Origin of the sequence: Actinomycetospora endophytica (assembly GCF_021026375.1) — a bacterium.
GTDB classification, from domain to species: domain Bacteria; phylum Actinomycetota; class Actinomycetes; order Mycobacteriales; family Pseudonocardiaceae; genus Actinomycetospora; species Actinomycetospora endophytica.
The window spans coordinates 165548-177872 of sequence record NZ_JAJNDB010000004.1; the positions used below are offsets into that span (position 1 = coordinate 165548).

The 12325-nt window shown below is 74.9% G+C and carries 9 protein-coding genes and 1 pseudogene; 4 read left to right on the top strand and 6 right to left on the bottom strand.

The genetic code is table 11. The features are described 5' to 3' along the window. Positions 1-2: 2 nt before the first annotated feature. Positions 3-1286, bottom strand: a complete 1284-nt coding sequence (locus LQ327_RS19000) for an amidohydrolase (protein WP_230736594.1) — start codon at positions 1284-1286, stop codon at positions 3-5. 109 nt (positions 1287-1395) lie between these two features. On the opposite strand from LQ327_RS19000, the gene LQ327_RS19005 reads away from it, so the two are divergent. Both LQ327_RS19005 and LQ327_RS19010 read left to right on the top strand, forming a co-directional pair. Continuing rightward, positions 1396-4071 (top strand): sensor histidine kinase, encoded by a 2676-nt coding sequence (locus tag LQ327_RS19005; protein ID WP_372460705.1) that lies wholly within the window; start codon positions 1396-1398, stop codon positions 4069-4071. After that, positions 4068-4757 (top strand): response regulator, encoded by a 690-nt coding sequence (locus tag LQ327_RS19010; RefSeq protein WP_230736598.1) that lies wholly within the window; start codon positions 4068-4070, stop codon positions 4755-4757. The genes LQ327_RS19005 and LQ327_RS19010 overlap by 4 nt, the downstream gene beginning before the upstream one ends. Here the strand turns inward: LQ327_RS19010 and LQ327_RS19015 are convergent. The 5 genes and pseudogenes from LQ327_RS19015 to LQ327_RS19035 form a co-directional block, all read right to left on the bottom strand. Beyond that, complete coding sequence (locus tag LQ327_RS19015) at positions 4706-5161, bottom strand: class I SAM-dependent methyltransferase (protein WP_230736600.1); 456 nt, start codon at positions 5159-5161, stop codon at positions 4706-4708. The two genes, LQ327_RS19010 and LQ327_RS19015, sit on opposite strands and share 52 nt — an antisense overlap. A gap of 35 nt (positions 5162-5196) precedes the next feature. Then, positions 5197-7488 carry a DUF222 domain-containing protein gene (locus LQ327_RS19020; RefSeq protein WP_230736602.1) on the bottom strand — a complete coding sequence of 764 codons (2292 nt, stop codon included), beginning with the start codon at positions 7486-7488 and terminating at the stop codon, positions 5197-5199. Positions 7489-7569: 81 nt separating this feature from the next. Beyond that, positions 7570-8220 (bottom strand): O-methyltransferase, encoded by a 651-nt coding sequence (locus LQ327_RS19025; protein WP_230736604.1) that lies wholly within the window; start codon positions 8218-8220, stop codon positions 7570-7572. Further along, positions 8154-8968: pseudogene (locus LQ327_RS19030) on the bottom strand (aspartate/glutamate racemase family protein). The gene LQ327_RS19025 and the pseudogene LQ327_RS19030 overlap by 67 nt, the downstream one beginning before the upstream one ends. Before the next feature lie 4 nt (positions 8969-8972). Beyond that, a complete protein-coding gene (locus LQ327_RS19035; protein ID WP_230736607.1) occupies positions 8973-9761 on the bottom strand; it encodes a methyltransferase domain-containing protein in 789 nt (262 codons plus the stop codon). A gap of 74 nt (positions 9762-9835) precedes the next feature. Between LQ327_RS19035 and LQ327_RS19040 the strand changes: the two genes are divergently transcribed. Next, positions 9836-11251: a protein adenylyltransferase SelO gene (locus tag LQ327_RS19040; protein ID WP_230736609.1), complete on the top strand. Its 1416-nt coding sequence runs from the start codon at positions 9836-9838 to the stop codon at positions 11249-11251. Further along, entirely contained in the window at positions 11251-12324 is a 1074-nt protein-coding gene (locus LQ327_RS19045; RefSeq protein WP_230736611.1) for an enolase C-terminal domain-like protein, read from the top strand. Before LQ327_RS19040 ends, LQ327_RS19045 begins: the two co-directional genes overlap by 1 nt. Position 12325: the final 1 nt, after the last annotated feature.

The window sequence follows — 12325 nt, forward strand, 5'->3', positions numbered from 1 at the left end:
GGTCACGCCATCAGGTCGCGGACGGCCCGCTCCAGCAGGTCGACGCCCGGCCCGAGCACCGACTCGTCGAGGTCGAAGCCCGGGGTGTGGTGCGGCCCGGCGAGGTCGGAGCCGACCGCGAGGTAGGTGGCCCGGCCGCCGCGGGACTGGACGCGGCGCATGAACGCGGTCGCGTCGTCGCTGGCCACGCCGAGCTCGGCGGTGGGCGTGACGACGTCGAGCCCGGTGGCGCGGGCGGCGGCGGCGACGGCGGTGGCGATCTCCGGGTCGCCGGTCGCCGTCGTCACCGCCCCGGTCCGCTCGATCTCGACCGTTCCGCCATAGGTGGCGGCGGCGCCCTCGAGGGCCGCCCGGACGCGGGCCTCGATCTCCTCGTTGACCTCGCCCTCGTCGGCGCGGGTCTCGAGGAGCATCGTCGCGCGGTCCGGGACGATGTTGCTCACCGTCCCGCCGTGCAGGGCCCCGACGGCGACCCGCGTCTCGTGCCCGGGGAACGGCGGCATGGTGTGGACGGCGAGGGTGGCCGCCGCGGCCGCGAGCAGCGCGGAACGGCCCTCGTGCGGGGCCATCGCCGCGTGGGCGGCGCGGCCGTGGAAGATCGCGCGGAGCTTGGTGTTGGCGAGCAGCCCGTCGACGGCGGCCGCGACGGTGCGGCTCTCGAGGCCGATCCCGAGGTGCGCGGCGAGCAGCACGTCGACGTCGTCGACGACGCCGGCGGGCACCATCGCGGCCGCGCCGCGCCCGCCCTCCTCGGCGGGCTGGAGCAGGATCGTCACGCGCCCGTCCGGCGGGTCGGCGCTCAGCCGTTCGGCGAGCTCGATCGCCATCCCGACGTGGCCGTCGTGCCCGCAGGCGTGCATCTCGCCCTCGCGGGTGGAGCGGAACCCCTGCTCGTGCGGCACGTGGCCCGCGGCGGTCGACTCCACGATCGGCAGCGCGTCCATGTCGGCGCGCAGCGCGACGTGCCGGCCGGGCCGCCCGATGTCCAGGGTCGCGACGACGGCGGTGCGTCCCCCGCGCATCGGGGGGAGGAAGCGGTCGTCGCCGGCCCGATCGGTGTCGCCGGCTGCCGCGGTGAAGGCCCGGTCGAGGGCCTCGTCGTCGGGCACTCCGAGCCGCGCGCCCGGGTCCAGCGCGGCGGTGCCGGTGCGGATGTCCCAGCCGAGGTCGGCGAGCCGACCCGCCACCCGGGACGCCGTCCGGAACTCGGTGAACCCGACCTCGGGGTGGGCGTGGAGGTCGCGGCGCCAGGCGGTCGCGGTCCTGCCGGTGCTCGGGGTGGCCACCTCCCCCATGATGCCCGCCCACCTGTCATCCCGACCGGCGTCAACGTCGCGTCAATGTCGGGCTCCGGCGGCGCCGCGCTGACGACGGGTGAGGGTGTCCGGGGCCAGGATGGGGGACGTGGAGAGCGAGCGGGACGAGCCGCGGCGCGGTGAGCTGCGCGTCCACCTGGGCGCGGCCCCCGGGGTCGGCAAGACCTACGCCGCGCTCTGCGAGGCGCGGCGACGGCTCGACCGGGGCACCGACGTCGTCGTCGGGCTCGTCGAGACGCACGGGCGGGCCCGCACCGCGGAGCTGCTCGCCGGCCTCGAGATCCTCCCGCGCCGGACCGTGACCCACCGCGGCACGACGTTGCACGAGCTCGACGTCGACGCCGTGCTCGCCCGGGCGCCGCAGGTCGTCGTCGTGGACGAGCTGGCCCACTCCAACGCCCCGGGCAGTCAGCACGCGCGGCGCTACGAGGACGTGGAGGAGCTCCTCGCGGCGGGCATCGACGTCATCTCGACGGTGAACGTGCAGCACCTGGAGTCGCTGCACGACGTCGTCGAGCGCATCACCGGCACCCGCCAGCAGGAGACGGTGCCCGACGAGGTCGTCCGCGCGGCCGAGCAGGTGGAGCTGGTCGACATCACCCCGGAGGCGCTGCGCCGACGCCTCGCGCACGGCAACGTCTACCCGGCCGAGCGGATCGACGCCTCCCTCGCGCACTACTTCCGGACCGGGAACCTCATCGCGCTGCGCGAGCTGGCCCTGCTCTGGGTGGCCGACCAGGTCGACGTCGCGCTGCGCCGCTACCGCACCGACGAGGCGATCGACGAGGTGTGGGAGGCCCGCGAGCGGGTCGTCGTGGCCGTCACCGGTGGTCCGGAGAGCCGCACCGTGCTCCGTCGGGCCGCGCGGATCGCGCGCCGGGCCGGGGCGGCGGACCTGCTGTGCGTGCACGTCCTGCGTGGCGACGGGGTCGTGACCCGCAGCGGCGGCCGAGGGTCCGGACGGGAGCTGCGCCAGCTCGCGAAGGAGGTCGGGGCCTCGTTCCACACCGTGGTCGGGGACGACGTCGCCGCCGCCCTGCTCGACTTCGCCCGCGGCGCGAACGCCACGCAGCTGGTGCTGGGGACGTCGCGGCGCTCGCGGCTGGCCCGGCTGGTCGAGCCCGGGATCGGGGCGCGGGCCGTCGCCGCGGCGGGGTCGATCGACGTGCACCTCGTGCCGCACACCGAGACCGAGGAGTCGGCCCCGGACGACGGCCGTCGTCGTCGGGTCGGGTCCGTCCTCGGGCGTCGGTGGGCCCTGGGGCTGCCCACGGCGGTCGTGCTCCCGGTCCTCGCCACCGTCGGGGGTCTCGCCCTGCCCGGCGGGCTGTCCACCCACACCGTGGTGTTCTTCCTGGCCACCGTGCTGACCGCGCTCGTCGGTGGCCTGCTGCCCGCCGTCGTCGCCGCGCTGTTCGGCGGGATGCTGCTCAACTACTTCTTCACCCCGCCGCTGCACACGCTGACGATCGCCCGCGCCGAGGACCTCGTGGCGGTCGTGACGATGCTGGTGGTGGCGGTCCTCGTCGCGGCGGTGGTCGACCGGGCGGACCGCCGGGCCGCCCAGGCGGCGCAGGCGCGGGCCGAGGCGACGCTGCTCGCGTCGTTCGCGCGGGTGGTCATCGCGCGCTCCGACCCGCTGCCGCGGCTGCTCGAGCGGGTGCGCGAGGCGTTCGGGTTCAGCGCGGTCGCCGTGCTCGAACGGGGGCCGAAGGCGTCGTGGACGGTCACCGACCAGGTGCCGGCGGACGCGTCGCTGGTGGCGTCGTCGGTCCCGTCGGCCGTCGAGCCCGGTGAGGCCGATGCCGACGTCGAGATCGACGAGGGGTCGCACCTGGTCGGGTACGGGCGCACCCTGGCCGCGGCCGAGGCCCGGTTGTTCGCCGCCGTCGGTGGCCCGGCGATGCTGGCGCTGCGCAACCGCCGGATCAGCGCCGAGGCCGTGGACGCCGCCCGTCGTGCGGAGGCTTCCGGGTTGCGGACGGCGCTGCTCTCGGCGGTCGGGCACGACCTGCGGACCCCGCTCTCCGCGATCAAGGCCGCGGTGTCGAGCCTGCGCGACCCCGGGCTGGCGCTCGCTCCCGACGACCGCGAGGACCTGCTCGCGACGGTCGAGGAGTCGGGCGATCGCCTGGTCGCGCTGGTCGACAACCTCCTCGACTCCTCCCGGCTGGCCACGGGGGCGGTCACTCCGCACCGGACGACGGCGAGCCTCGTGGAGATCGCCGAGGCCGCGGTGGCGGCGGTGCCCCGTGCGGAGGACCGGGCGCGGGTGTGTCTCGTGCTCGGGACGCCCGTCGATCCCGACGACGACCTGGGCGCTGCTGCCGACGGCGCTGCTCCCGACGTTGCTGCTCCTGACGAGGTGCCCGCTGACGAGGTGTCGGCCGACCCGGGCCTGGCTGAGCGGATCGTCGCGAACCTCATCGACAACGCGCTGCGCCACGGCGGCGACGGGCGGGTCGCGATCCGGACGAGCGCCCACGGGGACCGGGTCGAGCTGCGGGTGGTCGACACCGGGCCCGGCGTCGGTCGGGACGCCGAGCTGTTCACCGCCTTCCAGCGGCTCGGCGAGCACGACTCGGCACCGGGCGGACTGGGCCTCGGTCTGCACGTGGCGCGAGGGTTCGCCCAGGCCATGGGCGGGACGCTCGACGCGGAGGAGACCCCGGGCGGCGGGCTGACCATGGTGCTCTCGCTGCCTCGCGCAGCGGTCCCTGACCCCGTGGCCACCGTCCCGGCGGTCGCGCGATGAGCCGGGTCCTGGTCGTGGACGACGACCCCCACCTGCTGCGCACCCTGCGGATCAACCTCACCGCCCACGGGCACACCGTCGTGCCGGTCGCGACCGGGGGCGGGGCGCTGCGGGCGGCCGCCGACCGGCCCGCACCCGACGTCGTCGTGCTCGACCTCGGACTGCCCGACGTCAGCGGCCTCGAGGTCCTGGAGGGCATCCGGGGGTGGAGCGCGATGCCGGTGATCGTGCTCTCCGCGCGAACCGACGCCGGGGACAAGGTGGCCGCGCTCGACGGCGGCGCGGACGACTACGTGACGAAGCCCTTCGGCATGCCCGAGCTGCTCGCCCGCATCCGGGCAGCGGTGCGGCGCGGCGTGACGGTGCCGTCGGAGGGGGAGCCGCGGGTGACGACCCCGGACTTCGAGGTCGACCTGGTCGCCAAGAAGGTGGTCCGGGACGGCGTCGAGGTGCATCTCTCGCCGACCGAGTGGGGCGTGCTCGAGCACCTGGTGCGCCACCCCGGGATGCTCGTGACCCAGCAGCAGCTGCTCCAGGAGGTGTGGGGCCCGGCGTACGGGACCGAGGGTCACTACCTGCGCGTCTATCTCGGTCACCTGCGCCGCAAGCTGGAGCCCGAGCCGTCCCGTCCGCGCTACCTGGTCACCGAGCCGGGGCGCGGGTACCGGTTCGAGCCGCAGGGCTGAGCCCGCTCCGGTCCGTGCGGCGACGGAAGGCGAGCACGGGGTCGGGCGTGCTCGTCGACGAACCGGTCCGGGCCCGCCGTCATGTGCAGCCACCAGACCGTGATCACGGCGTCGACGGTGCGCGGGCCGAGCGGTAGGTCGTTCTCGGCGTCGGCTCGGACGACGCGGCCGGGGAGATGACCGGCGGCGGCCGTCGTGAAGGCGGGGGCGTGGTCGAGAGCGACGACCGTGCCGCTCAGGTGCCGGGCGACCGAACCTGGCCCGGCGGCGAGGTCGAGGACGCGCCGGTCCTGTCCCAGGTGCTCGTCGAGCAGGGCGTCGAGGGCGGCCGCGGCGTCGCGTGCTCGGACTGGGCCGCCATGCGCGTCGTCGTAGTCGTGAGCCGCCTGCTCGGCGTCGGTCATGTGTCGATCGTGCCGGTGCAGCTGCCGGAGTCATCTCAGAAGTCGGGGTCGTGGTTGTAGCGGCTGGGTGGGTGTTCTTGCTGGTGGCGGTTGGTGAGGGCGAGGCGGGTGGCGGTGTCTCGGGCTTCGGGGGTGATGCGGCCGTCGCGGGTGCGTCGGGGTGTCCAGTCCTCGCGGGCGGGCTTGTGCGCGGTGGTCGGGGTGATGGCGTGGCCGGGTGTCAGGGGCGCCGGGCGGGGGTGGGTGATGCGGCTGGTGATGTGGTGGCGGGTGCCGGTGGGGTCGGTGATGACGAAGCGGCCGGGTTGGGGTTGGTCGTAGTGCCAGCCGGCTTGGTGTTTGGCGCGGTGGTCGTGGCGGCAGAGCGCTTCGAGGTCGCCGGCTTCGGTGGTGCCGCCGTGGAGCCAGTCGAGGGTGTGGTCGAGGTCGCAGCCGTCGACGGGGCGGGTGCAGGTGGGGACGACGCAGGTCTGGTCGCGGGCGCGGACGTATTCGGCGAGCCGGGTGCTGGGGAAGCGGCGGTCGCGTTCGCGGGTGGTGGTGGCCGGGTGGTCGTCGGGGTGGGCGGTGTCGGCGCGGATCAGGGCGTCGCGGGCGCGGGCGAGCCATTGAGTGATCTGGGCGTCGAGCAGCACCGGGCGCGCCCCGGCGAGGGCGTCGGCGTCGGTGGTGGCGTCCGGGTCGAGGGCGTGGAGCAGCGCCGCCGGGGCGGTGAGCTGCACGGTTTGGCGGCGGTAGCGCGGATCTCGGGCGGCGTCCGGCGGGGCGCGCAGCGTCAGCAGATGCTGGAGGTGGCCGTGCTCGTCGTGGACGAGGATCTTCCACCCGGCCGCGCCACGTGCGAGGGCGGCGGTGCGGGCTGCCTCGCTGGGTACCGGGCCGATGTCCGACAGGGCGCCGGGGGCGTCGTCGAGGCCGAGCAGGGTCGACAGCGTCAGGCGCACGCCGATCCCGGGCGCGAACACCACGCATCGCCCGGCCGCGCCGGACTCGGTGGGTGGTTGCTCGGGGCTCGGGTCGCTCGCCGGACCTGGGTGGGGCTCGCCGTCGGCTGCCGGTCCCTGCGGATCGTCGTAGTCGGCTGATCCGCGCTCGTCGGTCTGCTCGTCACCGGCGGGGACCTCGCCGCCGAGGCCCGGCATCCCGCCCGGGGAAGCTCCAGGCCCGCCGTCGTCCCCGTGGGGACTGGAGCCGGGCCCGCGGTCGTCGTTGCCGGGCCCGAGCTCGTGGTCGCCGAGGCGGTCCGGTTCGTCGCGGCCGCCGTCAGGGCCGCGCTCGGGGCTGTCGCCGGGCGAATTGGGTCCACCGTCGCCGGGCGAGTCCGGCCCGCCGTCGCCGGGCCAGTCCGGGCCGCCGTTGTCGTCGGGGCCGGGGCCGCCGCTCGGGTGGGGTCCACCGCCGTCGTCGCCGCTCGGGCCGGGCCCGTCGTCGCCACCCGGGGAGTCCGGGCCGTCGTCGGGGGTGTCGGGCCCGTCGTCGGTGGGGTTGGTGCCGGTGTCGTCGGTGGCGGTGAGTTCGCCGGTGACCGCGTCGATGACCGCGGTGTCGTCGGCGGCGCCGGCCTGGGTGCCGTCCATGAGCCGGATGAACACCCGCGCCTCGACGAACCCCAACGCCACCTTCCGCCCCGAGGCCCGCAGCCGGGCCCGGACCGCCAGCGCCAGCGCGCGCAGCCGCAGCTTCGCGGCCTGGGCCAGGTTCGGGTCGAGATCCCGGCCGCACAGATCCACCGCCCCCGACGGCGCGGTCTCGGCGCTGACCCGGGCCCGGGCGGTCGCCGCCGCCAACCGGGCCGCGGCCCACACCGGGTCGACGGCGTAGGCGGCATCGAGGATGCGTTCCCGCAGCGCGGAGAGCCCCAGCGCGGCGATGTCGGGCAGCACCGCGTCCACGACCCGGCGGGCCTGCTCGTCGGACAGGCCCTCCAGCCCGGTCACGAACGCCGACGCTTCCCCTACCTCCAGCTTCCCGGCCCGCATCGCCGCACCGAGCGCGGGCATCCGCTCCAGCACGCCGTGGGCCAGGTGCAGCCGGGCAGCGGCCATGGTCGCGGTCCAGCCCAGTGACGCCGCGGGGATCTTCGGGGTGAACTCGTCGGGGTCGGCGCGCACCGTGGTCCCGGCCCGGGCACCACTGGCTTCGCGCAGCGTGACCAGCAGGAGCCAGTCGGCGTGGTTGCGGACCCGGAACGCGCCGCGCAGCCACGCCGCGGCCACCTCACCGACCAACGACGCGGGGTCGACCGCCTCCAGCGCAGCCGCCAGCTCCGGTCCGGCCGGCAGGTCGTCGAACCCGCCGGCGCTCTCCACCGTCACCGCCGCTGTCATGGATCGAACACTAGTTCGACCCCCTGACAATCACGGCCGGAATCGGACACCTAGACTAGACCGGACGAGTGAACTTCCGCGCTACCTCACCACGCGAGCCAGCAGGAACCCGTCCCAGCCCTTCGCCCCGACCGTCTGCATCGCCGTGGCCTCCAGCCGGGGCTCGGCGGCGATCAGCTCGGTGACGTTTCGCGACCCGACCACCGCCGCCGAGTCGTCACCGAGGTCGGCGACCGCCCCGTGACGAACCACGTTGTCCACGACGATCACCGTCCCCGGGTGGGAGAGCCGCAGCGCCTCGCGGACGTAGGTCGCGTTGGAGGGCTTGTCGGCGTCGACGAAGACCAGGTCGAACGGCCCACCGAGCCGGGTCATCGTCTCCGCCGCGGTCCCGACCACGACCTCGACCCGATCGGCGACGCCCGCGTCCTCGAACACGCCCCGTGCCACGTCCGCATGATGCTGGTCCACCTCGAGGGTGACCAGAGACCGGTCAGAAGGGAGCGCACGGGCGATCACGGTGCCCGAGTAACCGCCCAACGTCCCGACCTCGAGCACCCGCCGGGCCCCGACCATCTGTACGAGCAGCGCCAGGAACTCGCCCTGCAGTGGCGAGACGGCGATCTCCGGCAGTCCCTCGGCCCGCGCCCGCTCCAGGGCCCGGGTCAGGACGTCGTCGCCGATCCCCAGCGTCGTCTCGAAGTACGCGTCGACCTCGCTCTCGTTCGCCATGTCCTCATGGTGCCTGCGGGAGGCCCGTGCCCGGTCGATCTTGGCCACGGCCACCCGCCGATCCGCTTGGGCCGCTTCGGCGCGAACGTCCGGACCTTCGACGTCCTCAGCCCCGAGCGCACCAACGACTCCGCCACCGTCACCGCCGCGGGCACGCCGTCCACCACCGGCACGCCCGTCCGGTCCCGGACCGCCTCCGCGAGCCCGGCCATCCCGCCGCAGCCGAGCACGATCACCTCGGCCCCGCCGTCGGAGACCGCCGCCGACGCCTGTCCCGCGATCATCTCGCCGGCCGCAGCAGGCGCGGCCTCCAGCTCGAGCACCCCCGATCCCGACGCCCGCACCGAGGCGCATCGCGCCGAGAGCCCGGCCAGCATCAGCCGGTCCTCGATCAACGGCACCGTCCGGTCCGGCGACGTCACCACCCCGTAGCGGCGCCCAGGAACATCGCCGTCGACGCCGCCGCATCCGTGATGTCCACGACCGGCACCACGAGCGCCTCCTGCAGCGCCTCGCGGCCGTGCTCCCCGAAACCCGCCTGGATCACCGCGCGTAGGTACCGCAGCACCGCATCGAGCACCCCGACCGCGGACAGATGGCTCTCGACGTTGCCCTCGGTGGACTCCGCCCCGAACCGGGGCGTCACCCCGACGATCTCGGTCCCCGGCAGGGCGACGGCCGCCGCCTTGGCCGCGATCGCGTCGGTGACGGCGGCGGTGGTGTTGACGTTGACGACGAGGATCCGCACGGGGTCACCGTGGGACGCGGATGAGCACCTCGCCGTGGGGGATCGAGAACCAGCCGTCAGGATGCTCCGCCCACGCGCGCCAGGCGTCGGCGATGTCGGCGAGCTCGTCCGGGGTCGCGAAGCCGCCGGCCACGGCCCGCTCGGCGATCGTGGAGTCGACGATCCGCTCGGCCCACTGCCCGCCCCACCAGGCCCGCTCCTCGGGGGTGGCGAACGACCAGATGGACGCACTGGCCGTCACGTCGGTCGCGCCGGCGGCGTGTGACCACGCGAGTTCCCGACGGCCGGCGTCGGGCTCGGTCCCGTGCGCGTGGGCGACGGCCCGGTAGATCTCCAGCCAACGGTCGAGCCGCGCGTCGTGGGGGTGGTGGACGATCCCGGCGTAGTCGCAGTCCCGGGTCGCGACGACGCCGCCGGGTCGCGTCACGCGGATCATCTCCCGCAGCGCGGCGACCGGGTCGACCAGGTGCAGCAGCACCTGGTGGGCGTGCACGACGTCGAAGGGCGCGCCGGCGTCGGAAAGATCCAGTGCATCCCCGACGACGAAGCGCACCCCCTCGGCGTTCGTCCGCGCCCGCTCCAGCACCCCCGCGTCCGGGTCGACGCCCACGACCTCACCCGGCGCCACCCGACGGGCCAGGTCCGCGGTGATCGTCCCCGGACCACACCCGACGTCGAGCACCCGCATCCCGGGCGCCAGGTGCGGCGCGAGGTAGGCGGCGGAGTTCTCGACGGTGCGCCACGTCTGCGAGCGCAGCACGCTCGCGGCATGACCCTGGCTGTACGCGGTCACGGTGATTCCCATCATGTGAGACGATTAATCCGGATGTTGGGAAGCATGCTAACGCGGCAGGTAGCGTCGGGGTCGTGAGTACGGCACTCGGAACCCCGACGCTCGAGGACACCTACGCCCAGGCGGTGCCCGACCTCGTCGTGCCCTGGGCGGCCGCACCCGTCCGGGACCCGCAGGTGGTCGTCCTCGACGAGGAGCTCGCCGCCGAGCTGGGCCTCGACCCGGAGACGCTGCGGACCTCCGGACTGCTCGTCGGACGGGTGCCGGAGGGTGTCCGGACCGTGGCGCAGGCCTACTCGGGGCACCAGTTCGGCATGTTCCAACCACGCCTCGGCGACGGGCGGGCGGTCCTCCTCGGCGAGATCGTCGCCCCCGACGGCACCCGGCACGACCTGCACCTCAAGGGCTCCGGCCGCACCCCCTTCGCACGCGGCGGCGACGGCAAGGCGGCGCTCGGCCCGATGTTGCGCGAGTACGCCATGGGCGCGGCGATGCACGCGCTCGGCGTCCCCACCAGCCGCGGCCTGGCCGTGAGCACCACCGGCGAGAAGGTCGACCGCGACGGCGGCGCGCTGCCCGGCGCCATCCTCGCCCGGGTCGCGTCAAGCCACCTGCGGGTCGGCACCTTCCAGTACGCCGCCGCCCACGAGGAGCCCACGCCGGTCCGCGCGCTGGCCGACCACGCCATCGCCCGCCACTACCCGCACGCCGCCGATGCGGACGAGCCCTACCTGGAGCTCTACCGCTGCGTGGTCGACGCCCAGGCCTCGCTCGTCGCGCAGTGGTTGCTCGTCGGGTTCGTGCACGGCGTCATGAACACCGACAACACCACGATCTCCGGCGAGACCATCGACTACGGGCCCTGCGCCTTCATCGACGGCTACGACCCGACGACGGTGTTCAGCTCCATCGACCACGCCGGCCGCTATGCGTTCGGCCACCAGCCGATGATCGCCCGCTGGAACCTGGCGCGGCTCGGCGAGTGCCTGCTGCCGCTGATCGACGCCGACAGCGACACCGCGATCGAGAAGGCGACGACGGTCGTGCAGTCCTTCACCCAGAGCTACGACGGGTACTTCGCCGACGGCATGGCGGCCAAGATCGGCCTCGCCGAGCCGGACTACCAGCTGATCGCCGACCTGCTGGCGCTGCTCGGGACGGAGAAGACCGACTGGACGACGTTCTTCCGGGCCCTCTCCCAGGGCACCGCGCGCGACCTGTTCCTCGACCGCGAGGCCTTCGACTCCTGGGCGGCCCGGCGGGATGCGCTCACCGACCCCGCCGCGGTGGCGGCGATGGACCGGGTCAACCCCGTCTACATCCCGCGCAACCACCTCGTCGACGAGGCCCTGACCGCCGCCGAGGCCGGTGACCTCGCGCCGTTCCACGAGCTGCTCGACGTCGTGCGCCGTCCCTTCGACGAGCGGCCCGGCCTGGAGCGCTGGACGGAGCCGGGCACCGGGCCGTTCGTCACCTACTGCGGGACCTGATGACCACCGTCGAGCGGGTGGTCGCGCGCCCGGTCCTCGCCCCACTCGACCCGCCGCTGCAGACGGCGAGCGGCGAGGTGCCGACGGCGCCGCTGGTGCTGATCGACATCACCACCGACGACGGCATCACCGGCCACGGCTACCTGTTCTGCTACACGCCGATGGTGCTGGCCGCGCTGACCAGCCTGGTGACCGAGCTGGGCGAGGCCGTCGTCGGGACGTCCGCCGCACCGCGCGCCGTCGAGGCGACGCTGCGGGCCCGGTTGCGGCTGCTGCGCCCGCAGGGACTCGGGACGATGGCGATCTCCGGGATCGACATGGCGCTCTGGGACGCGCTGGCCCGGCGCGCGCAGCTCCCTCTGGTGCGCGTGCTCGGCGGCGAGCCCCTCCCGGTCCGCGCCTACGGGAGCCTCCGGTCGATGGCCCCCGACGACGTGCGGACCGAGGCCACCCGCCTCGCCGACCAGGGCTTCGACGCCTACAAGGTCAAGGTCGGCGCCGCCGGGCTCGCCCGCGACCGCGAGGTCATCCACGCGCTGCGCGCCGCCGTCGGGCCCGATGCCGACATCGCGATCGACTACAACCAGACGCTGCCCGTCCCCGAGGCGATCCGGCGTATCAACGCCCTGGCCGACGAGCACCTGCTCTGGGTCGAGGAGCCGACCCGCGCCGACGACGCGGCCGGGCACGCCCGCATCCGGACGTCGGTGTCGACGCCGATCCAGCTGGGTGAGAGCTGGTGGGGGGCCGACGAGATGACCGCGAGCATCACCGCCGGCGCGGGTGACCACGCGATGCTCGACGTCGCTCGCATCGGTGGCGTCACCGGCTGGCTGCGGGCCGCGCCGCTCGCCCGCGCCGCCGGGTTGCCGGTCTCCAGCCACTTCTGGCCGGAGATCAGCGCCGCGCTGCTCACCGTCTCCCCGGGCGCGTTCCTGCTCGAGTACCTCGACGTGGCCGCCGGGGTGCTGCAGGAACCGGCCCGCGTCGTCGACGGCGCGGTGGTGCTGCCCGACGAGCCGGGTAGCGGCGTCGCCTGGGACGAGGACGCCGTCGCGCGCTACCGGGCCTGAC

What these genes read in the sequence shown, in the direction of transcription:
- LQ327_RS19045 (WP_230736611.1), top strand. Translation starts at nt 11,251, where the DNA reads ATGACCACCGTCGAGCGGGTGGTCGCGCGCCCGGTCCTCGCCCCACTC.
- LQ327_RS19005 (WP_372460705.1), top strand. Translation starts at nt 1,396, where the DNA reads ATGGGGGACGTGGAGAGCGAGCGGGACGAGCCGCGGCGCGGTGAGCTG.
- LQ327_RS19015 (WP_230736600.1), bottom strand. Translation starts at nt 5,161, where the DNA reads ATGACCGACGCCGAGCAGGCGGCTCACGACTACGACGACGCGCATGGC.
- LQ327_RS19020 (WP_230736602.1), bottom strand. Translation starts at nt 7,488, where the DNA reads ATGACAGCGGCGGTGACGGTGGAGAGCGCCGGCGGGTTCGACGACCTG.
- LQ327_RS19010 (WP_230736598.1), top strand. Translation starts at nt 4,068, where the DNA reads ATGAGCCGGGTCCTGGTCGTGGACGACGACCCCCACCTGCTGCGCACC.
- LQ327_RS19025 (WP_230736604.1), bottom strand. Translation starts at nt 8,220, where the DNA reads ATGGCGAACGAGAGCGAGGTCGACGCGTACTTCGAGACGACGCTGGGG.